The organism is Zestosphaera sp., assembly GCA_038727705.1.
Lineage (GTDB): Archaea > Thermoproteota > Thermoprotei_A > Sulfolobales > NBVN01 > Zestomicrobium.
Genome location: JAVYVJ010000002.1, coordinates 452,206 through 471,766, shown reverse-complemented (window position 1 = coordinate 471,766; position 19,561 = coordinate 452,206). Strand labels below are relative to the sequence as shown.

Below are 19,561 nucleotides of genomic sequence, written 5' to 3'. Positions count from 1 at the left end.
CACAGACTTCTAGCACGCAGGGTTGGTAATGAGTTCCGACGACCCCCTGAAGAGAGTTGAGAGTTTGCTTGAGCATGTAATCAGGAGGCTTGAGAGGCTTGAGGAGTTGCTCACCAGCATGAGCGACGACCCAACCCACTCAGTGGCGCTGGAGTTGGTTCTAACGTTCTCAATGCCCGTGCAGAAAGCCGTCAAAATGGCTAGGGACCTAGTTTCAATGCTGCGGGGGGTGCCGGAGGTCGATCCTGTAATGAGGGCTGTGGTGGAGGTACTCATATCCTCAGGCGACGGGGTGAGCATATCCGAGTTGACCAGGAGGGTTAGGAGGGTGAGGGGTACCGCCTCACGTAGGGTGATTGCGGAGAGGTTGAGGGTTTTGGAGGCGAGGGGCATCGTCATGCTTAGGAAGTCGGGGAACGTGACTAGGGTATATCTTAAGAAAGGGGGGTTGGAGGAACGTAATGAACAGGGTTGCTAACTTCCTCACGACTCTTCACTACGGTTTCCTAGTAGTGCTCGCCCTATGTGATCTGTTAATTCACGCACTACTCTACGTTGCGGTGTGTAGGTTCTGGTCGCTGGCAGGCCTCAGACTCGCTTTACTGTTCAGCGACCTGCCGAACGACCTGAAGCGCTCTATACGTGAGGAGTACAGTGCGTACATCGCCCGGAATCTGAGCCTCGCGGAGATCTTCAGGTTACTCAGCGACTTCAGGTCAGCTCCCTCACGACCATTAGGAGGTAATACGTGGCAATGAGCCCTAGCAGGAAGCTCAGCAGGAGGGAGTTCTGAGGGCCTAGGATTAGGTAGAGCGCTCCAGCAACGAATGCGCCTAGAGATCCTCCGAACGTTTCCAAAGTCCTCTGCACGCCCGTCATGGTACCCCTCATTTCGATTGGCAACGTCCTTGTTAGGAGGGTTGAGACGACGGGGTTTGCTAGAGTGGTTCCCACTTGGCTGAGGGTGAATGCGAGTACTACTGCAGGGAAGGGCTGTGTCTTGATGAGGCCTGCAATACCTAAGACCGCCTGCGACAGCGCTAAGAACAGCGTGCCAGCTACCCCGAGCTTGAGTAGCTTGCTTTCAAGTTGCTTGGACGGGGCTAGGGTCAGCGAGACAGCTATGCTGAAGGCGATGGCGATGCTGGTGGCGCTGCCCAGATCCGTTTTGCTCAAGCCCAGCAGGTTTACCACGTAGATCGAGCTGTAAGTGTTTGACACCCCGGTCGCTACCGGGAGCAGGAGTGCTGAGTAGGTGTATACCATGAAGGCCCTGCGAACCTTAGATTTGTTATTGGCTAGGACGCGGGGTAATTCGCTTAGACCTGCATTGACTTGTCTATAGCTGTAGGTCTCCTTGAAGCCCTTAAGTCTTAAGAAAGTCACCATACCGCTCAGGACCCCGGAGAGAACGAACCCAACCCTGATTCCCATCAACCCGTATTTGTCGTAGAGATAACCGCCCACGAGCGGCATGAAGAGCCAGGGGAGGTTGGGGAACGCCTGAAGCGCTATGAAGCCCTTCAGAGTTCTGTCCTTAGGTAGCGAGTCCATCACTATGGCTGAGAGTGCCGGCTGGTAGAAGTGGAGTACTTCGTCAAGAATCCACACCACGGCGAGGGTGCTCCAGTTGTTGGCGAGCGCATAGAGGAATTGAACGATGGTTATGCCGGCAGTGCCAACCACTATCATCTTAACTCTGCCGACGTAGTCTGTGAGGATCCCGCCCGGGATTAGAGCTACAGAGAGCGCCAGAAGGCCTGCCGACTTAATCATCGCTATAGAGAGGTCGTCAGCGCCAAGGTTCTTAGCGTACAGTGTGAAGAAGGGTTGCACGAGAGCCCCGCTTAGGCTGAAGAGGAACCATGAGAGGGCCATCACGCCGACGTTGCCTTTAAGCACCTCCCTAAACTCGCCCACACCCAGCTTCCACCGAACTTCCTGTGCACTTATAACGCAACACCTCGGCGGGGGTGTGTCCCGTAACCGTCTAGCGTGACTCCACCTGCACGAAGTCACCATCCCTTAATCCTGGCCAGCGCCTCATCACTTACCCTGCCTTCCTCGACGTCCTCCACCGCCTTCTCAAATATGTCCAGACCTTCATCAAGAGTCTCCTCCTCTATAGTGAGCGGTGGCTGTATCCTTATTACGTTGCCGGCGAGGAACATGAGGAAGAGTCCCAGCTCGTAGGCTCTCCACACGATCTTCTTAACCTCTTCGAACCCTTTCTCCTTACCCTCCTTACTCTTAACTATTTCCACGCCTATCATCAGGCCCTTACCCCTCACGTCACCCACTATCCCGTGACTCTCACACACCCTTCGAAGCCTCTCCAGCGTCCGCGCCCCCAACCTCTCAGCCCTCCTCAGCAGGTCTCTCTCCTTGATTATCTGTATGGATTTCAGGGCTACCCGCGATATCAGCGGGTTACCCGATAATGTGAAGGAGTATGCGAAGTCCGGCAGCGAGTTCATTAAGTCCTCCCTGCCAACTATGGCTGAGATCGGTAGTCCAGCGCCCAGCGACTTACCTAAGGTAACTATGTCAGGCTGAATCCCGAAATGCTGGTACCCGAACCACCTGCCGGTCCTCCCCATCCCTGTCTGCACCTCATCAAGTATTAGGGGTATCCCGTACCTCCTCAGAATCCCCTCCAGGCTGGGCAGGTACCCGTCGGGCGGGACTATGATGCCGCCGTCCCCCTGAATGGATTCAACTATCAGCGCTGCCACGCTGTCAGCGCCCACGCTGTCTATCGCCGCTTTAACTCGCTCCAGACACGCTGTCCTACAGGCTCTCGCGTCTAGGTTTAGGGGGCACCTGTAGCAGTTGGGGTACGGGATTCTCACGTTCTTGAGCCAGGGACCTATAGCTTCAGTGACCTTCACCGTGAGGTCAACACCCGATGCTGTGGTTGTGCCCACGCAGCAGCCGTGGAAACCCCCCTCGTAACTTAGTAGGGAATTGGAGTGTCTTCTGAAGCCTTTAGCAAGCATTAACGCGCCCTCATTGGCGTCGCTGCCGCTTAGGCCCAGGACCACTTTCCCGTCCCTGATGCCTGTTAACTCAAGCAACTCCTCCGCTAGTTGCAGTGCCGGCACGTTATATCCGTATATGAAGGTGAAGTGGACGAGCTCCTCAGCCTGCTCCTTTATGGTCTTAACCAACTCTGGATCGCAGTAGCCAACGTTAGTGACTGCGGCGCTTGACGTGAAGTCTATGAACTCCCTACCGCCGAGGTCGGTCACCCTCGCGTTCCGAGCTCTGGTCGCGATTACAGGTGCGTACGACGTCCTCTGAACTCTGGAGAAGACCCTCTCATACCTGGCGATCACGTCCTCGACGTTTCCAGGCGGGTTCATGTGAGTCACTACAACTATAGCTTAGGCTGGAGATTTAAAGCGATTCAACGCTACTGGAGCTGATCATTGTGTGCGGCTCTTCTGAAGGCGATGAGGCCGATGATCACGAACGCTAATGACGCCAGCAGAGTCAGCGTTATCAGGGGGATTACGGCGTCAGGCGACCCTAGCCCGAAGCATATCGGGACAAACAGTATTACTACGCAACCCGCTGCACTGGCTTGAGTCCCGCCTGCTTGCGTGGGGACCGCCATAATCTGCATGAGCATCGAGATGAAGACGAGGGCAAATCCCGTCAGGATTATGGCAACGCCTAACCTCACTGCGTCCAACCGCTATCACCACGCCTTAGTTAGTAAGTACGTTATTAAAACAGCTGCGGTCAGGATTATCGCAAGCACTAGGAGAACTGAAGATATCCTTTGGCTTGAACCTATGACTATCGGCACAGGCCCTATGATCACAACACCCCCTCCCTCAACCCTGCCCCCACCCCCGCTGCGGAGGGCTGTTAGCATCAGCAATACGACGCCGAGCACTATCAGCGCAACCCCGACCGCGAGTAACGCCTCCGAGAGCATCGCCCCACACGTCTAATGACACATCCGCTATAAAGTAATATAAGTACCTCCTGCACTGGGTTCGCTAGGAGCGCTTTGATAGGGTGCTTAGGAGGTCAAGCAGCTTATTCCCTTCCTCCTCATCTATGATCGCCTCAGGCGTCAACCCGGGCTTCACCTTCAGCACGAGGTCCGGTTTAAGCAACGCTACCAGCGTCGATGCCTCCATCCGCAGGTGGTTTAAGCCGCTCATGTAGGCAGCCGTTTTCGTAACGCCGTACGCCAGCGCTCTAGAGGGTGCGACCACCACAATATGTGTTACTAAGTTCTTCAACCCGAACGTGGGTAGCAGGGCATTGCTGAAGGACTCGCAAAACACTAGGTCATGACCTCGTGTGAGCTTCCCAATAGACTCTGTGACTGCGGTGTCGACCTCCCTGCTGGTCAGTTTGCTGTAGAGCCATGCCCTATCAACCTTCACCCCCGCCCTGATTCTGGAGATTAACTCACGCACCTCACTCTCAAGGTGCTCGCTCAACCTACCGACGTTCTCCTCAACTACGTAGTAGTCCCTGCGGTCGCTTGCGGACACCCTTACAAGCACTGCCTGGTCGATTACGGAGGATAGGGAGGCGTAGTACGAGTCAAGGGACGGGTGCTTCATTACATCATGCGGTGCGGTGAGGACGTCAATCGGGTTCTGGACGTCTACATCGCTGATGAAGCCGGCCCTCATATATTTAACCACGTCCTCGCCAACCAGGAGCCCCAGCCTCCGCGATTCCACGAAGTACTCGTACTGATCCCAGATGGAGTGGGCTGAAACAGGCTTAGCAACAGCTACAGAGTAGCCTAACCTCCTTAAGTAACTGACTAACGCTAAGGTGAAGAAGGTCTTCCCGGAGTTGAATGGAAGGAGTCCTGAGATCACCACTAGACCCCCCAACCGCCTACCCCAACACAATATTAGGGATTAAGAGAAGAAAAACTTACCCGCTCCGAAGGAGTCACCATCCTAAGAGGCGGGACTTACGGTTGTAAAGATTATAAAACTAGCGCTGAGGTTTGTATTGGTGGTCTGAATCGCCTCAGGATAAGAGGATTTGGGAGCATCCTATATTATCTTTTCACCGGGGCAGGAGACTCACGTTCCTCTTCGAGGGTCGGGCTGTTGAGGCCTATGAGGGGGAGAGCGTGGCTGTGGCTCTGTACGCCATGGGGATCGACACGCTGTCCTGGAGCTCCGTTCTCGGTAGGGCTAGGGGGCCCTTCTGCATGATTGGTAAGTGCAGCAGTTGCTTCATGGTCGTGGACGGGGTTCCCAACACTAAGACCTGCAGAGTGCCTGTGAGGGAGGGCATGAGGGTTGAGAGGCAGAAGGGGTTGGTCCAGCCGTCCGGGGGAGGCGGCCCCAACGACGTCAGGGAGGAGGTGGTGGATGTTGACGTGCTGGTGGTCGGCGGCGGCCCCGCCGGCATGTCCGCCGCCCTTAAGGCCTCAGAGTTCGGGCTGGAGGTCTTGATAGTTGAGGAGCACTTCAAGCTCGGCGGCCAGCTGCTTAAGCAGACGCATAAGTTCTTCGGCAATGTGGAATTGTTCGGGGGTATGAGGGGCTTCCAGATAGCTGAGGAGTACACTAAGAGGATCTCAGCCAACCCGAATATCAGGGTGCTTACCGAGTCAGCGGTCTACGGGGTCTTCAGGGGAGGTGTTGTTGGGGTTGTGGGTAAGGACGCCCACTACCTGGTCAGACCTAAGGCAGTGATAGTCTCCACGGGGGCGCAGGAGAGGTATCTCGAGTTCCCGAACAATGACGTGCCCGGAGTCATCGGCGCCGGCGGGGCTCAGACGGTCATGAACGAGTTCGGAGTTAAGCCGGGTGAGAAGGCCTTAGTGGTTGGATCCGGAAACGTTGGCCTGATCCTCTCATACCAACTTCTTCAGGCCGGGGTCTCCGTGAGTGCGGTGGTTGAGATTCTGCCTGAGATAGGTGGGTGGTTCGTGCACGCGTCTAAGGTCAGGAGGTACGGCATACCCATACTCCTACAACACACCCTTAAGGCGGTGGCCGGCGATGGGAGAGTTAGTGAGGCGGTGGTATCTGCTGTGGACGGGAGGTTCAACCCGATACCGGGTACGGAGAGGAGGTTCGACGCGGATTTAGTGCTTCTGGCCGTAGGTCTGGAGCCGGACACCAGGCTATTCGCCCAGAGCGGGGCCGTCATGAGGTGGTCCCCCGAGCTTGGCGGCATGGTCCCGATCAGGACGCCTGATCTGGAGACCTCGGTCAGGAATTTGTACGTTGCAGGGGACTCCTCAGGGGTCGAGGAGGCCACGACGGCCATGATTGAGGGTTGGATGGCCGCGTTATCCGTCGTGGGTAGGTTCGCTGACCCGTCTAAAGCGTCTAAGGCCGCTGAAGAGATGATGAGGCTTCACAACTTCCTCTGGGGTGAGTACAGGACGTCGCCGTTGCTCTCGAGGGCTAGGAAGGGCAAGGAGTCGGTGACCGTCAGCGCTGAGGAGATGGACAAGCTCAGGGCTCAGTTCCCCTCACCCATTTCGTTCGGGTGATGTGGGTGATGCCTGCACCCGAGTTCAGGAGATCCGGTGTGGTGACTGTTGAGGATTTAAGGGGGCTTGGCTTGTTGCCGCCTGAGGGGAGGTTGAGGGAGGGGGCTGTGGCGATTCTCGAGTGCCCTGAGATGATCCCGTGCAACATATGCGTTCCCTACTGCCCGACTAAAGCGATAAGGATGGATAGGCTTGTAGATCTGCCCAGGGTTGACTGGGATAAATGCGTCGGATGCGGCGTATGCGTGGCCGTGTGTTCCGGCCTGGCCGCGTTCGTGGTCGACCTCTCTAAGAGTGACGCTGACTACGTCACTGTGCCGCACGAGTTCCTGCCCGCACCTAAGGCGGGCGATGAGGTAACCCTCCTGAGCAGGAGGGGGGAGAGGGTTGGTAAGGGCGTGGTCGTCAGGGTTTGGGAGAGGAATAAGACTCATGTGGTCACGGTCAAGGTTCCTAAGGGTCTTGGTATGGAGGTGAGGGCTGTATGGGTGGAGAGGGGGTGAAGGGGGAGGGAGTAGTGATCGTGTGCAGGTGCAATGACGTCACGATCGACGACATCAAGAAGGCCATAGAGTCGGGCATTGACGACTTCGAGCTCCTGAGGAGGTATCTGAGGATAGGTCTGGGGCCTTGCCAGGGGAGGAGTTGCGTGTTCATCGCGGCCAGGATATTCGCCAGGGCCACTGGGAAGAGTCTGGACGAGGTGCTTGCAAACTATAAGGTGAGGCCGCCGATACTCCCTCTCCCGGCTAAGTACTTCCTCAGGGGTGCTGACCCTTGAAGGTGCTTGTGGTAGGCGCCGGGGTGAGCGGGCTCTTCGCGGCCTACGAGCTGCGTAAGCGGGGCGTCGACGTGGTGGTCGTTGACGCTAGCTACCCCGGCAGTGGGGCCAGTATGAGGAACTTAGGTTGCTTCAGATCCTCCTTCACCTCCCCCGAGCACGTCACCCTGATGAAGGAAAGCATTAAGGAGTGGCTCGGGCTTAGGGATGAGATGGGGATCGAGCTCGAGCAGTGTGGCTACCTGTGGATAGCGCGCAGGGACGAGACTCTCTCCACCTTCAGGAGGTTGGCTGAGTTCTACCATCAGTTCAGCATACCGGCGGAAATACTTGACGCTGACGAGGTCAAGGATGTGGAGCCCATGGTAAACACCAGGCTGGTCGCGGGGGCTATGAGAGACCCTACTGCCGGCATGATGCCGATGCTTAAGAACTTCGTTAAGATCTATCTTAAGGTCAAGGGTTCGGGTGTCAGGATACTGCCCTACACTAAGGTGCTTAAGCTGCTGGTCAGCGGCGGCAGGGTCGTAGCGGCCGAGACCGGCAGGGGCGTCATTGAGGCGGATGTGTTTCTTGTGGCCGCGGGCGGTGATAGCAGGGAGATAGTCAAGACGGTCGGCATCGACCTGCCCATAGTTGACGTACCTAGGCACCCATTCGTGACGGAGCCGTACTCCAGGGGCGTAATCAGGTCGGGCCTCCTGATAGATTGGGACACGCCCGGATCCCCGCACATAAGGCAGACTGAGGATGGGAACTTCATACTCGCCAGGGATCTGGAGGACGTTGCGGGGGCGTCCATATACTCTCAGAGGGCGGACGCCATCACCCACATACTGAAGCCCCTGACGGAGCTCCTGCCATTCCTGAGTAAGGTGAACATACTCAGATACTGGATGGGCTACTACGACATGACGCCGGACCACCACCCAATATACGGACCTCTACACCCCTACGAGAACCTGTACGTAGCTGCGGGCTTCAGCGGTCACGGGATGATGTTAGGGCCTGTAACCGGTAAACTGATGTCTAGCTGGATACTTGACGGCAGACCTTACATAGACGTAGCTAACAACCTCACTCTGGAGAGGTTTAAATTAGGGAAACTTGTGAGGGAACTAGCGGTTATAGGTTAAGTGTTGTTCCTAAAGACACCGTGCACGAGGAACTTGAGCTCCGACCCTGCCACGCGCTATCCTATTACACACTTCCTGAGGCCAGCAGATATATGAGTACAAAGCCCAGCCCGACCAGCACTTTATGGGCTATGAACACATATTCGACTAACTTCCTCTGCTCATTTTCAGACTTGGACTCAAGCCTCTTCAGGAGCTTGTTGGTCTGGTGCTCCAGGAAGTCGAGGGACGCGAGCACTTTCTTACCGGCTCGCGTGAAGGCGGAGACGAGGCTTCTGAAAGTAGTCTCCAATCTCGTGGCCACGACCCTCAGCCCCGCAGAACCCCAGTCATCCAGGTAGTATTTATACATTTTTACTCCCAATTATATCTTATGTGAGATGCTTATAAGCATTTATATCTATGACTTCAATCATAAACACAACATATAGCTATTTATATTAATATTTACAAGACTCAGTAAGTTTAACTTAGATGGCAGGGGTTTAGGAAGTTTAGGCTGGATTGGCATGGAGTGGGGTCACCCTCCGTCACTCGCTCGAGGCGATAGCGAGTCCCTGTGAGCGGTTTCATCACGTCCTCTTCGAATCGAAGCTCGCATTTATTAGAATGGTAGCAAATAACCTCTGTGGGAGGGGTCCGTCCTTGAGCGTTGCTGCGGAGGTCAGGCTGAAGAGGCTTGTCGTCGTCGATCAGGATCTGTGTGTTGGTTGCATGTCATGCATGTTTGCTTGCTCGCGGAGGTATGTGGACGCCGGTTTAGGTTACACGGCCATATACGTGAGGAGTGCGGGGGGTGTTGAGAAGGGCTTCTCAGTCATTGTCTGCAGGGCCTGTAAGAACCCCTCCTGCGCTAAGGTGTGCCCTACCGACGCGCTCGTGTTGAGGAGGGGTGGTGGTGTGATACTCAATCCTAACCTGTGCATAGGATGCGGTAACTGCAGGGCTGCCTGCCCCTTCGGGGCTGTGCAGTGGAATATCTACATAAACAAGCCGGTCATATGTGCGCACTGCGGGTACTGCGTTGATTTCTGCCCCTTCGGCGTCCTGGCTCTTGAGGAGGTTGATTCCTGATGGACGGGTATAGGTTGGTGGATGAGGCGCTGGGCAGAGTGCTCTACATAGACCTGAGGAGGAAGACGTACTGGGTCCGCAGCAGACCCGAGCTCTTCCTCAAGTTCTTGGGCGGGGTTGGAGTTGCGACGCAGCTCCTCAAGGAGGAGCTCAGTCCTGACGCCGACCCACTCAGCCCCGATAATGTGGTGGTTCTGGCGATAGGGGTTCTTACCGGGGTCTACCCGACCGCATCTAAAGTCGTAGCCATGTTCAGATCCCCGCTGACAGGTAATCTGGGGGAGTCTCACGCCGGCGGGAGGGCCCCCGTGGCCATGAGGATGGCGGGGTTCGGCGCCATAGTGATTAAAGGCGCTAGCGAGACGCCCATATACCTCTCAATACATGACGGGGTCGTGGAGTTCAAGGACGCCAGCGCCCTATGGGGTGTCAGGAGCTCGCTCACTATAGGTAAGGTCCTGAGGGAGAGGGAGCCGTGGCCGGGCATGAGATCAATTATGAGGATCGGGAGGGCTGGGGAGAGGATGGTCAGGTACGCGTCCGTCATACTCGAGACCTACAGGCACTTCGGCAGGCTGGGTCTGGGCGCTGTCTGGGGCTCTAAGAAGCTTAAGGCGGTTGTCGTGGGGGGTAAGAGAACCATCCCGGTCGCCGACGTCTCCACGTACAGGAGGTTCTATAAGGAGTTGTTCGACGAGATAACTAAGAGCTCGGTGATGCAGAAGTACCACGACCTCGGAACCCCTGTTAACGTGCTCCCGCTTAACAAGATAGGGGGGTTACCAACCAGGAACCTCACGTCAAACTCGTTCGAAGGGGCTGAGGAGATCAGCGGGGAGGCGTTCGCCGAGTACTCGCTGGCCAGGAGGGTTGCGTGCGCGCACTGCCCCGTCGCCTGCATCCACATAGCGGTCATAAGGGAGAGGTACCCGCATGAGAAGTACTTCTACACGACTAGGTACATAGGTTACGACTACGAACCCATATACGCCCTCGGCTCTATGCTGGGCATTAAGGATAGGGAGGGGCTGCTGAGGTTAATAGAGGAAGTCGACGTTGTCGGGCTTGACGCTATGAGCACGGGAGTGGCGTTGGCCTGGACCACCGAGGCCTTCAAGAAAGGCATGCTAAGCGAGAGTGACACGTTGCTTAAGCCCGAGTGGGGTGACTGGCGAACATACATAAACATGGTTAAACACATAGTAAATCAACCTAATGACTTCTACAGGATCCTGGCATCAGGGGTTGAGAAGGCTTCTAAAGTGTATGGGGGTAGCGAGTTCGCGCTGACATACGGGGGTAATGAGATGCCGGGCTATCACACAGGCCCCGGCGCTCACATAGGCTTCCTCATAGGGCTCAGACACAGTCACCTGGATAACGCCGGGTACTCAACGGATCAGAAGTACATCGGCAAGGAGTACCCCTCGCCTCAGTCTCTAATAGAGGAGCTGGTTGAGGAGGAGGTTTGGAGGCAGATCCTCTCATCCCTCGTCGTCTGCTTCTTCTCAAGGGGGGTCTACAAGCCGTCTGCAGTGTCTAAGGCTCTTGAGCCGCTGGGCATTAGGCTTAGCGAGGAGGAGTTGAGAAAGCTGGGCATGGAGATCTACAGGGAGAAGCTGAAGCTCAAGATAAGGCTTGGATACAGGTTGGAGGAACTCAAGCCGCCTAAGAGGGTGTTTGAGACTCCATCACCCTTCGGAATCATAGGTGAGGAGTACTTCAATGAAGCCCTGCAGCACTACCGAGAGAAGGTGCTACAGTTACTCAGCACGTAGACGCGGTGACGTGATGCGTTTTTAAGCACTGCAAGTTTAACTAAAACTGAGGTAGTGGGAGTGGATGAGAAGCCGACCGTAGCGTTCGTCCTATCACTCATAGCCGCCGTGCTAGTCATCGGGACCTCGCTGATGATCACAGTATTCGGCGGCATCGTCACGTCGGTGATTGCCGAGACCCACGGGATGATGCTGGGAAGAAGAATTACATTGATTGTAATGGCTTTGGGGATTGCGGGACTGGTTTTAGGTGCGTTGATGCTGGTGGGCGCGTTTATGATTAACTCCAACTCCCTGAACAGGGTGAGGACCGGCTCAGTCATGGTTATTGTTTGCTCGATTCTCAGCTTATTCGCAGGTGGGGGGCTCCTCATAGGCTTCGTCCTCGGCCTGGTTGGCGGGATACTTGGGCTGGTTTGGAGGCCTCCGGCGGAGCGGGGTTCATCACTGGTTTAGCAGGTCGGGCCTCAGCCGTCAGCGCTGATTAACGCATCCATGGCGACCGTGGCCGCTCTCCCCACATGACGTTTTAACTCATCAGCCGTCGCATGTCCTAGATCCTCGACCAGGGAATTACTTACCACAAGCAAGCCCGCTGCCTTGACGCCGCGCATTAGCGACAGGTTGAAGATGCTGGCGCACTCCATCTCAACGGATATGATCCCTCTTGAGGACCATCTCTCGGCGAACGCGGGGTCTTCAGCGTAGAACGCGTCACTGCTCAACACGGGGCCTAGGTGAAACCTCACGCCATGCTGTTCGGCCGCATCAACGAGGTTCCTGAGCAGGTTGAAGTCCGGTGTTGACGGGCCGCACACATATTCACCGCAGTACTGATAATGTAAGCCGCCGGGGTAGTAGGCAGCCCCCGTGGGGACTACCAGATCACCTATCCTCAAGCCCTTCAGCAGGGCGCCTGTAGTGCCGAGCCTGATGAAGTACTTGCCGCCCGTCATGATGAGCTCTTCCAGCACTATAAGCGCTGAGGGGGCGCCGAGGCCGTGCGTCACAACGGTCAGCGGGACGCCCTTGTAAACTCCTGTGTAGGCCAGCAACCCCCTATTCTCGTTGATCAGTCTCGGATTCTCGAGCATCTCGGAGACCTGCCTGACCCTGGCCGGGTCGCCGGCCATCAAAACCCTCTCAGCCACATCACCCACGCGGACCCTCAGGTGGATGGGAGCCCTCACGCAATAACCCTTAAAATCCTTTACCTCAGCCTTAAATAAGTGCCTCTGATGTACTGGGGCCTCTCAACGCCGACCATGGAGAGCATCTCGCAAGCCATACAGTACTTCCTCCCGTAGGCAGTCGGCTCCCCACAGTTAACGCATTTGGGTAGTTGGGGGTAATCCCTATACCTACTCACGTAGTCACTCATTAAGGAGTCTATCCTCTCCATGAGGTTGAGGAGAGTGCCAGGCCTCTCCCTCTCCACCCTATAGAGGAACTCCCTGATCCTGGCTCTAAGGGAGGGGAAGTGCCTGAGGTAGGGGCAGTCGCTGGTCTGGAAGTCGTAGCCTATTAGGTGCGCGTATATAGCTACCTCCTCCTCATATATCTTCCTCAAGGGCTTCACCTTACGCACGAACGAATCGCTGAGCACGGGTCCGTTGGGCAAGGTCTGCACTAGCCTGAATAGGTCGCCCCTGAGGACGTTCAGAATGGCTGTCTGAACCTCGTCATCCAGGTTGTGGGCTGTGAGGACCCTCGTGAAGCCTAACTCCCTAGCGACCTCGTTTATCGCCTTCCTCCTCAGGACCCCGCAGAACGTGCAGGGGCTTAAGCCGACGTGGTGGGCGAGGCTCAGGTCAACTAACTCGGTGAGGCTGTGCCCGACATAATCTTTGAGACTTAAGACCAGCACCTCAACACCGTGGACGTTAGCCAGTCTCCTGACCTTCTCAACATCTTCAGCTCTATTGTAGCCCTCGATGCCCTCAACTATGGTCACAACCCCCACTTTAGATGGGTCGTGTAGCTTCAGGATCACGTCCAGCAGGACATAGCTGTCCTTACCGCCCGACGCGGCCACCATCAGAAGGTCGTTGGGTGTGAACATGCTGAACTTGCTGATCTCGCCCTTAACCCGAGCCACTACATCGCCTAAGAAGCAGTCCCTGCAGAGGATCCTGCCGGTATGTCTCTGAACAACGACTGCGTCGCGAACCCCGCAGGATGTGCACCTCACCAACCCACTACCCAAGTTATCACAGGGGATCACGAAACTATTAAACCCGTCTCAATCAAGTCGCTCAACCTACTCAACACAGGAACGCCGAGCTTAAGACACACGTTCGAGTCCTTCCCCCTCCTCAGGCCAACGTAGAGCGCCGCCTTCAAGCCTGCGTTCAGAGCCCCTAGGACGTCGTTAATGCATGAATCACCGACGTGGAGGACCTCCTCAGGCCTTAGGCCCAGCTCACTCAGCATGCGTGTGTAGATGCCTGGATGCGGCTTGTTGAAGCCCACGCTAGAGGACGAGACCACCACATCGACGTACTTCGATACACCCACATTATCGAGTATAGCCCGCATGCCTCCCTCGGAGAAGGAGGTGTTGCTGATGACAGCCACCTTCAAGCCCGACGCCCTAACCCTCGGCAAGACCTCGTAGATCTCATCATTAACCCTCGGCCTGAAGTCCTTCGTGGACTCATCATAAACCCCCTGCAGCAGGTCCAGGCCTTCTTGATCCAAGTGAATGCCGAGCGCCAGCGCGATCATGTTGACTAGCGAGCGGTGATCTACAAAGCCCCTCACAGACCCGAAGACCTCGAAGACCTCTGCAACATCCTCTACAGAGACATCCGCGTACCTGCTAAGGACTCTGTGCAGAGCGTTAACCCTCCTCAGGTTGTAGAGCCTCTCGTCCGCAACATCCTCGTAGATGAGCGTGAACCAGAGATCGAACGAAACCGCTTTAACCATTCAACGACACCCTCATATCACTAAATACCCGGCGGTTTTTTAACTGACCGCCACCCCCATAACAGTCACGAGCAGAGGCAGGGCAACGATGTAGTGGACTATAATTGGAGTTACGACGAACCCCGGGTAACCATCGAGTCCCTAATGCATGAGGTATGGTGGTCTCTGCATAATTGACGAGCTCGCTGGGGTGGCTGGCACCAATCCTCAGCCGGGATTTAAGGGCATTTATAAAATGCCGAGCAACGTGGTAAGTGAAGGTGGAAGGTTGAGCGTCCGCCCTGATAGGATTAGGGACGCGTTCAAGGTGGTATATCTCTCTAGAGAGAGGTTTAGAACGACCCGGAGGGATTTCCGTGAGTCGCTGAAGTTGGCGGGTCTTGCGAGGGAGCTCAGTAGCGCATATTTGGAGGTGGTCGAATGGGATGGATGGAGGAGGGTGCTGGCCCTAAAGACGTGAGTCTCATCGCAGAAAGCCTGTACGTCATGTTTGAGAGGAACGTCCTGCCTAAACTCCTCGAAATCCCTGAGGAGACTAAGAGGTACCTCTACTTCCTGTCTTGGCTGAATAAGGAGCTTGAGGGGAGGGGTCTGGGCAGAATCATCATAACTGGCGGGTTCGCCGTCGAGGTCTATACGGGGAGAGTCTACAGGACTATGGACGTGGATGTAATTGTAGATGGGGTGAATGCGGTCGGGGTTGTCGAATCGTTCCTCGCCAAGTTCTCAGAGAGAATTGCTCGGGGCTACCTGCCAAGGTATGAGATTCTCCAGCTAAAATCGATAGATATAGTCTCCTTAACGTACGGGAGGGGGGTCCAGCCAACCAAACTGCTCGTAGATAACCTCCACATCTATGTGGAGCCCTTGGAAGAGTTGATAGTCACGTACCTAGCCGGCTGGAAATATTGGAAAGCGACGGAAGACAGGGACAAGGCGCTCTGGCTCTACATCACGTGGAGGGACAGGATGGACCTGAACTACCTCAATAGGAGGTCGGAGGAGGAGAGGGTGGCGGACTACCTAGAATCGCTGAAGAACCTCTGAGCCCTCCCTCAGCGCGGAGTTAGTTGAACAGAGGGCGCGTGAGTTAAGCGTGAGAGAGTCCTAGCCGTGTGGAGCCGCTCCTAAGCCACTCCCTTAACTATATTAACGAGCTCCGTAACGAGTTCGTCTAGAAACTCTATGAACTTCCTCTCATCATGCATTAGCAAGTGCTTCCTCTCCTCGATCGTCTTCTGAACCCTCTCAAGCCCTTCAGGGGCTTTACCCTCCAGCTTCATTATGTCTATGAGTTTTGACGCGGCGTCCACCAGTCTGAGGGGGCCGTAGAGGTGTGGTTCGTCAACACATCCTCTAGCGCTCGTTATGAGGAACGCCAGCAATTTGAAGTGCTCGTCTCTAACGATGTCCTCAGTACTTCTCATAGTGCACTACCTCGTCGAGAGGTCTTCTCTTAGGCGGTTCAGGCCATCTCTCCGGGTACCCGAAACTCACCATCAGGACCGGGTCGACGTGCGCGGGGATGTCGAGCAGCTCCTTAACAGCTACCTTATTGAAGGAGGCTATAGGGCATGAGCCGATCCCTAGGGAGTACGCCGCCAGCATCATGTTCTGTGCCGCCATAGCCACATCCATCAACGCTACTGAGTCACCTGACTTACCGCTCCTTTTGACACGCTCCCTATTGACGCACAGAACCACCACTGCGTCAGGGCTCCCGAAGAGGCCTGGTGAGAACAGCTTTACCTTATCTATAGTGGACTTACTTCTAACCACCACGAACTCCCATGGCTGTGCGTTGCTGCCGCTCGGCGCCCACACGCCCGCCTCAAGAATGGTCCTCAAGTGCTCCTCAGGTATGGACTCACTCCTGAAGCTCCTCACGCTCCTCCTGCCCTTAATCACGTCCAACACCATGTATCACCACGCGATAGAAGCATTGATCAGGTATTTATGAGGAGCACGCCCTCCCTCATCAACAGGCGCCCGTCCACGTACACGCTCGGCTTCATCACTATGCCGTCCAGATGCACCGGTGCTTTAACCCTGCCGCCGAAGTCGAAGTTGCTTCCAAGCGCTATGTGGATAGTCCCCATCGCTTTCTCGTCCTCCAGCACGACGCCGCTTACTCGAGCCCCTGGGTTGGTCCCGACGCCGAACTCACCCAGACTTCGAGCTTCATCCCCATACCTTGAGAGCAGCTCGTTAAGCTTCGCCGCCTCCGGACCCCCCTCAATGCGGGCGGCTACGCCGTCCCTGAAGGCTATTCTTATCGGCTGTGCAAGTAATCCAACGCCTGCCATGGATCCGTCTACGACTACGACCCCGTTCGCTGTGCCCTCCACAGGGGCTATGTATGCCTCACCGCTGGGCAGGTTCCCCCAATCCCCCGGATTAACCAGCACCCCGGTACTCCTCCTCGCCCTCCTGCCCTCTATAGAGAAGGTCAAATCAGTGCCGAGGTCTGTGACGACCCTGACCTCCCTACCCTCATCCAGCACGTCGGCCACCGCATTAGTCACCCTCTGAACTAGTTCGTAATCCACGCTCATGGTTCTGATGAATATGTCCTCCGTTATGCCTGGCATGGTGGCGACTCTAGCGCCCTTCTCGGCAGCCTCCTTCCTAGCTACCGTATGCGTTATCGATTTCGAAGTCGGCGCCACCACCACGTCTGACGCCTTCATAGCCTCGGCTACGGGTTTAGGGGGTTCCTCGCCGTGAACGCTCCTGGGAATTATCTCGACGTAAACAGCCTCAGCCCCTAACTCCCTGGCCTTCAGCCACAGGTGGAGGCCTATGTTCCTCAGGGGTTCGTCGGTGATCACCAGCAAGGACTCGCCCGCCCTAACACGTAAGCAACGCGTTAGGGCGGTCTCCGCCGCTCTAAGCAAGGTCTCCTTAATCTCGACGCCTAAGTTCTGGGGGCTCACCCTCTACGCCTCCAGCAGTTCCCTCAAAACGCGGGCCAGCAAGGTCCTCGGTATTAGGACAGGCTTCCCTGAGGCTGTAGCCACCGCCCTCTTAGCCTCCGTGCTAAAGCCTATGCAGTCCAGCACTATCAAGTCACGGTCCCCCAGCTCCTCAGAGGCCCTCACGAGATCCTCCAGAGTCCCTGTATATGGCGATACGCTAAGAATCTTAATGTCTGATGCCGCCCCAAGCCACTTCCTCTTCGTTAGATCCACCTGTGCTGGGTCCGGCACTACGACGCCCAGCCTGCCTGCCTTAAGGGACTCAACAACCTTCAGGAGGAGGTCTGAGGGCTCCACCAGCAGCTTCCTGGACCTAAGTTCCGGGAACTCGCCCGTGCAGAGTAACCCCAACACATCCACGAGCGGTTCGAGCGAGTTGATGCACTCCTGCATCAGCGGGAGTATCCTCTCACGCGCGACCTTAACTTCAGCGCCGTCTCTGAGCCTGGTTACCAGCACGTACTCGCCCTCCCCGGGCGCTAGGGCCTTGACCTCCTCCCTGCTAAGCTTGTCTAGCGCGCCGCACTCAACTATCTCCACGCCAGCGTCTTCCAACACCTTCCTGATCTCGGGAACTACATCAACTCTGGGGGACTGACCTATGGTTATGAGACCTACCTTCCTCACAGCGTCTCACCACATCCTCTTGCCAACGACTGCCTCAACCTGCTTCAGGATCTCAGGGTCCTTGACGCCCGCGCCGAGCGGCACGAACTCCTTCGGAACCGTTACAATAAGCACTTCATCACCTGTCTTGACCTCGGCTGACGGGAGTGGGAGGGACGTCTTAAGATCTAGGGTTACTATCAGGTCCGGGAAGGTGGCTAGCCTCACCCCGCTTGCGTCCTCCAGCGTCATGTATTCATTCCAGAACGTGATCTCGTAGGACTTGAGGCCTCCCTTGACCACTACCCTCCCTATGTCGTACCCACCGCGCGTCTCTAGTGAGACGTTGTCGATAACCCCCTTATCCACCACGCGTCCGCCGCCAAGGTATTTAATCACTTCCGCCGCGATGCTTTCCGCGTCCCCGTAATGCCTCCTCATTATCCTGCCGACCTCCACGGCCTTGCTGAGCGCTCCAACTGCCGCATTCTCTTTGAGGTATTCAGGGCTGACGGGATTGCGGGTCACGGCCACCATACCGCCTGCCTGAACAGACGCTTCCCTAATCAGCTTGTCGACCTTAGCTAGAGACCCGCGTGCAACCACCTCAACGTAGGTCCCTGACTCCTTATTCCCGCCCACGGCTGCCTGAACTGAGGTGTACTCCCTAACTTTGTGGAGGCCCATGGAACCCATCACGCCGGTCGGGTGGGCCCTACCGTCGGCGGGCGCGTCGATCACCGGGATCTCGAGAGCTGCTGCAGGTATCCACCCGTTGGCGGTTGAGGCGCCGCCGTTCTCCGAGGATATGAAGCCCCCTACACACACCCCGCCGTAGTCCCTCAGCAACTCGGCAGACCTCACCATGTGGCTAGGCTTCAGGTACCTCTCCTTCGCGGCGGGAGCCCCCACGAGGGAGGCTGTAACCACGTAGCTACCGCTCGGAACCTCGTCCACATCAACTATGTAGAGATCGCCCAGCTCGACGGCCAGCCTCGCGCTCAGCAGCCCCGTCTTGAGGTCTCCCCCACCACCGCCGCCGAAGAACGACCCGCCCAGGACCGCTGCCTCGGCGGTCTTATCGTCAACCTTAACCCTCACTTCACAGCACCCCCTCCAGCCCTCTGCTTCAAGAGATTCAACGTCGCAGCGCCTGCAGCCACCACGGGATCCACTACGGGCACCCCAGCCATCTCCCCCGCAATTCTGGCAAACCCTATCGTGGAGTAACCGGTGCACGCCAACACGACCACCTCGACACCGTGTTTGAGCAGGTCCCTCAGCGCCCTCCCAGCCGCTTCCTTACCCCAGTCAGTCATTAGATCTAGGGTGTTCCTAACTCCTTCAGGTCTCCCCTCAGCCACTAAGTGAGGCCCTAGAACCCCTCTAACGACCTCGGGCGTGTCTTCAGTGAGGTTCAGCACGCCGACCCTATCGCCGTAGGCTAGAGCGAGGGACGCCGCCGCTGAACCGGCGCCTATGACCGGAATCCTGAGCACCTTCCTAGCCTCCCTTACCGCCGGATCCGCGGCGCAGCTGACTATAACTGCGTTAACCCCCTCACCCTCAAACTCCCTCGCCAGCCTGAGGACTTTAGGTCTAGCCACCTCCTCAGACTCACGGTCGTAGATTCCCTTAGGCTGATCCTCAATACACCTGCTAACAACCCTCAGCTCCGGGAACAGTGACTCGATAATCCTGCCGTGGAGATTCAGCAGTTCCTCGTCCTTCAGGGTTAAAACCCTCACCAACCCGACTGTGTACTTCATGATGATCAC

At 56.4% G+C, this 19,561-nt stretch carries 26 protein-coding genes; 11 read left to right on the top strand and 15 right to left on the bottom strand.

The window, feature by feature from the left end; translation table 11 throughout:
- Positions 1-28: 28 nt before the first annotated feature.
- Together QW772_06655 and QW772_06650 are read left to right on the top strand one after the other, a co-directional pair.
- Complete coding sequence (locus tag QW772_06655; GenBank protein MEM0038586.1) at positions 29-478, top strand: hypothetical protein; 450 nt, start codon at positions 29-31, stop codon at positions 476-478.
- Positions 462-758: a hypothetical protein gene (locus QW772_06650; GenBank protein ID MEM0038585.1), complete on the top strand. Its 297-nt coding sequence runs from the start codon at positions 462-464 to the stop codon at positions 756-758. The genes QW772_06655 and QW772_06650 overlap by 17 nt, the downstream gene beginning before the upstream one ends.
- Here QW772_06650 and QW772_06645 read toward each other — a convergent pair.
- The 5 genes from QW772_06645 to QW772_06625 all read right to left on the bottom strand — a co-directional run bounded on the left by QW772_06645 (position 712) and on the right by QW772_06625 (position 4,871).
- Entirely contained in the window at positions 712-1,920 is a 1,209-nt protein-coding gene (locus QW772_06645; GenBank protein MEM0038584.1) for an MFS transporter, read from the bottom strand. The two genes, QW772_06650 and QW772_06645, sit on opposite strands and share 47 nt — an antisense overlap.
- 95 nt (positions 1,921-2,015) lie before the next feature.
- A complete protein-coding gene (locus QW772_06640; GenBank protein MEM0038583.1) occupies positions 2,016-3,365 on the bottom strand; it encodes an aminotransferase class III-fold pyridoxal phosphate-dependent enzyme in 1,350 nt (449 codons plus the stop codon).
- 50 nt (positions 3,366-3,415) lie between these two features.
- Positions 3,416-3,697, bottom strand: coding sequence for a hypothetical protein (locus tag QW772_06635; GenBank protein MEM0038582.1), 282 nt, complete (start codon positions 3,695-3,697; stop codon positions 3,416-3,418).
- A gap of 6 nt (positions 3,698-3,703) precedes the next feature.
- Complete coding sequence (locus tag QW772_06630; protein MEM0038581.1) at positions 3,704-3,946, bottom strand: DUF131 domain-containing protein; 243 nt, start codon at positions 3,944-3,946, stop codon at positions 3,704-3,706.
- Positions 3,947-4,010: 64 nt separating this feature from the next.
- Entirely contained in the window at positions 4,011-4,871 is an 861-nt protein-coding gene (locus tag QW772_06625; protein MEM0038580.1) for a hypothetical protein, read from the bottom strand.
- A 119-nt stretch (positions 4,872-4,990) separates the two neighbouring features.
- Between QW772_06625 and QW772_06620 the strand changes: the two genes are divergently transcribed.
- The 4 genes from QW772_06620 to QW772_06605 are packed head-to-tail and all read left to right on the top strand — an operon-like array spanning position 4,991 to position 8,416.
- On the top strand, positions 4,991-6,499 hold the full coding sequence (locus tag QW772_06620) for an FAD-dependent oxidoreductase (protein ID MEM0038579.1): 1,509 nt from the start codon (positions 4,991-4,993) through the stop codon (positions 6,497-6,499).
- Positions 6,500-6,507: 8 nt separating this feature from the next.
- A complete protein-coding gene (locus QW772_06615; GenBank protein ID MEM0038578.1) occupies positions 6,508-7,002 on the top strand; it encodes a 4Fe-4S binding protein in 495 nt (164 codons plus the stop codon).
- Positions 6,984-7,280, top strand: a complete 297-nt coding sequence (locus QW772_06610) for a (2Fe-2S)-binding protein (protein ID MEM0038577.1) — start codon at positions 6,984-6,986, stop codon at positions 7,278-7,280. The genes QW772_06615 and QW772_06610 overlap by 19 nt, the downstream gene beginning before the upstream one ends.
- 2 nt (positions 7,281-7,282) lie before the next feature.
- Positions 7,283-8,416, top strand: a complete 1,134-nt coding sequence (locus QW772_06605) for an FAD-binding oxidoreductase (protein ID MEM0038576.1) — start codon at positions 7,283-7,285, stop codon at positions 8,414-8,416.
- Between the two features lie 64 nt (positions 8,417-8,480).
- On the opposite strand, the gene QW772_06600 is transcribed toward QW772_06605, so the two are convergent.
- Positions 8,481-8,780: a hypothetical protein gene (locus QW772_06600; protein ID MEM0038575.1), complete on the bottom strand. Its 300-nt coding sequence runs from the start codon at positions 8,778-8,780 to the stop codon at positions 8,481-8,483.
- Positions 8,781-9,061: 281 nt separating this feature from the next.
- Here QW772_06600 and QW772_06595 point away from each other — a divergent pair, with 281 nt between their 5' ends.
- The 3 genes from QW772_06595 to QW772_06585 are packed head-to-tail and all read left to right on the top strand — an operon-like array spanning position 9,062 to position 11,724.
- Positions 9,062-9,490, top strand: coding sequence for a 4Fe-4S binding protein (locus tag QW772_06595; protein MEM0038574.1), 429 nt, complete (start codon positions 9,062-9,064; stop codon positions 9,488-9,490).
- Positions 9,490-11,268 carry an aldehyde ferredoxin oxidoreductase family protein gene (locus tag QW772_06590; GenBank protein ID MEM0038573.1) on the top strand — a complete coding sequence of 593 codons (1,779 nt, stop codon included), beginning with the start codon at positions 9,490-9,492 and terminating at the stop codon, positions 11,266-11,268. The genes QW772_06595 and QW772_06590 overlap by 1 nt, the downstream gene beginning before the upstream one ends.
- A 54-nt stretch (positions 11,269-11,322) precedes the next feature.
- Positions 11,323-11,724: a hypothetical protein gene (locus tag QW772_06585; protein MEM0038572.1), complete on the top strand. Its 402-nt coding sequence runs from the start codon at positions 11,323-11,325 to the stop codon at positions 11,722-11,724.
- An 11-nt stretch (positions 11,725-11,735) separates the two neighbouring features.
- On the opposite strand, the gene QW772_06580 is transcribed toward QW772_06585, so the two are convergent.
- From QW772_06580 to QW772_06570, 3 genes are read right to left on the bottom strand one after another with little or no spacing between them, the layout of a single operon-like run.
- Positions 11,736-12,458, bottom strand: coding sequence for a purine-nucleoside phosphorylase (locus tag QW772_06580; GenBank protein ID MEM0038571.1), 723 nt, complete (start codon positions 12,456-12,458; stop codon positions 11,736-11,738).
- Between the two features lie 20 nt (positions 12,459-12,478).
- Positions 12,479-13,459 (bottom strand): TIGR00269 family protein, encoded by a 981-nt coding sequence (locus tag QW772_06575; protein MEM0038570.1) that lies wholly within the window; start codon positions 13,457-13,459, stop codon positions 12,479-12,481.
- Positions 13,460-13,488: 29 nt separating this feature from the next.
- Positions 13,489-14,199: an HAD family hydrolase gene (locus tag QW772_06570; protein MEM0038569.1), complete on the bottom strand. Its 711-nt coding sequence runs from the start codon at positions 14,197-14,199 to the stop codon at positions 13,489-13,491.
- A 148-nt stretch (positions 14,200-14,347) separates the two neighbouring features.
- Between QW772_06570 and QW772_06565 the strand changes: the two genes are divergently transcribed.
- The gene (locus QW772_06565) at positions 14,348-14,659 is read left to right on the top strand and encodes a hypothetical protein (protein MEM0038568.1); all 312 of its coding nucleotides are present in this window, start codon (positions 14,348-14,350) and stop codon (positions 14,657-14,659) included.
- A complete protein-coding gene (locus QW772_06560; protein MEM0038567.1) occupies positions 14,620-15,246 on the top strand; it encodes a hypothetical protein in 627 nt (208 codons plus the stop codon). Before QW772_06565 ends, QW772_06560 begins: the two co-directional genes overlap by 40 nt.
- An 80-nt stretch (positions 15,247-15,326) precedes the next feature.
- Here QW772_06560 and QW772_06555 read toward each other — a convergent pair whose 3' ends face one another.
- From QW772_06555 to QW772_06530, 6 genes are read right to left on the bottom strand one after another with little or no spacing between them, the layout of a single operon-like run.
- Entirely contained in the window at positions 15,327-15,626 is a 300-nt protein-coding gene (locus tag QW772_06555) for a DUF6092 family protein (GenBank protein ID MEM0038566.1), read from the bottom strand.
- Positions 15,613-16,116, bottom strand: a complete 504-nt coding sequence (locus tag QW772_06550; protein ID MEM0038565.1) for a nitroreductase family protein — start codon at positions 16,114-16,116, stop codon at positions 15,613-15,615. The genes QW772_06555 and QW772_06550 overlap by 14 nt, the downstream gene beginning before the upstream one ends.
- A 29-nt stretch (positions 16,117-16,145) precedes the next feature.
- Entirely contained in the window at positions 16,146-17,135 is a 990-nt protein-coding gene (locus QW772_06545) for an aminopeptidase (GenBank protein MEM0038564.1), read from the bottom strand.
- Between the two features lie 3 nt (positions 17,136-17,138).
- Positions 17,139-17,804, bottom strand: a complete 666-nt coding sequence (locus QW772_06540; protein MEM0038563.1) for an AroM family protein — start codon at positions 17,802-17,804, stop codon at positions 17,139-17,141.
- 6 nt (positions 17,805-17,810) lie between these two features.
- The gene (locus QW772_06535; GenBank protein MEM0038562.1) at positions 17,811-18,884 is read right to left on the bottom strand and encodes a DUF917 family protein; all 1,074 of its coding nucleotides are present in this window, start codon (positions 18,882-18,884) and stop codon (positions 17,811-17,813) included.
- Positions 18,881-19,552: an aspartate/glutamate racemase family protein gene (locus QW772_06530; protein ID MEM0038561.1), complete on the bottom strand. Its 672-nt coding sequence runs from the start codon at positions 19,550-19,552 to the stop codon at positions 18,881-18,883. The genes QW772_06535 and QW772_06530 overlap by 4 nt, the downstream gene beginning before the upstream one ends.
- Between the last annotated feature and the right edge of the window lie 9 nt (positions 19,553-19,561).

Excerpts from the sequence above, each read along its gene's own strand:
- QW772_06640 (MEM0038583.1), bottom strand. The coding sequence starts at position 3,365 with ATGAACCCGCCTGGAAACGTCGAGGACGTGATCGCCAGGTATGAGAGG.
- QW772_06630 (MEM0038581.1), bottom strand. The coding sequence starts at position 3,946 with ATGCTCTCGGAGGCGTTACTCGCGGTCGGGGTTGCGCTGATAGTGCTC.
- QW772_06555 (MEM0038566.1), bottom strand. The coding sequence starts at position 15,626 with ATGAGAAGTACTGAGGACATCGTTAGAGACGAGCACTTCAAATTGCTG.
- QW772_06570 (MEM0038569.1), bottom strand. The coding sequence starts at position 14,199 with ATGGTTAAAGCGGTTTCGTTCGATCTCTGGTTCACGCTCATCTACGAG.
- QW772_06655 (MEM0038586.1), top strand. The coding sequence starts at position 29 with ATGAGTTCCGACGACCCCCTGAAGAGAGTTGAGAGTTTGCTTGAGCAT.
- QW772_06615 (MEM0038578.1), top strand. The coding sequence starts at position 6,508 with ATGCCTGCACCCGAGTTCAGGAGATCCGGTGTGGTGACTGTTGAGGAT.
- QW772_06530 (MEM0038561.1), bottom strand. The coding sequence starts at position 19,552 with ATGAAGTACACAGTCGGGTTGGTGAGGGTTTTAACCCTGAAGGACGAG.
- QW772_06560 (MEM0038567.1), top strand. The coding sequence starts at position 14,620 with ATGGGATGGATGGAGGAGGGTGCTGGCCCTAAAGACGTGAGTCTCATC.
- QW772_06590 (MEM0038573.1), top strand. The coding sequence starts at position 9,490 with ATGGACGGGTATAGGTTGGTGGATGAGGCGCTGGGCAGAGTGCTCTAC.
- QW772_06565 (MEM0038568.1), top strand. The coding sequence starts at position 14,348 with ATGAGGTATGGTGGTCTCTGCATAATTGACGAGCTCGCTGGGGTGGCT.
- QW772_06650 (MEM0038585.1), top strand. The coding sequence starts at position 462 with ATGAACAGGGTTGCTAACTTCCTCACGACTCTTCACTACGGTTTCCTA.
- QW772_06610 (MEM0038577.1), top strand. The coding sequence starts at position 6,984 with ATGGGTGGAGAGGGGGTGAAGGGGGAGGGAGTAGTGATCGTGTGCAGG.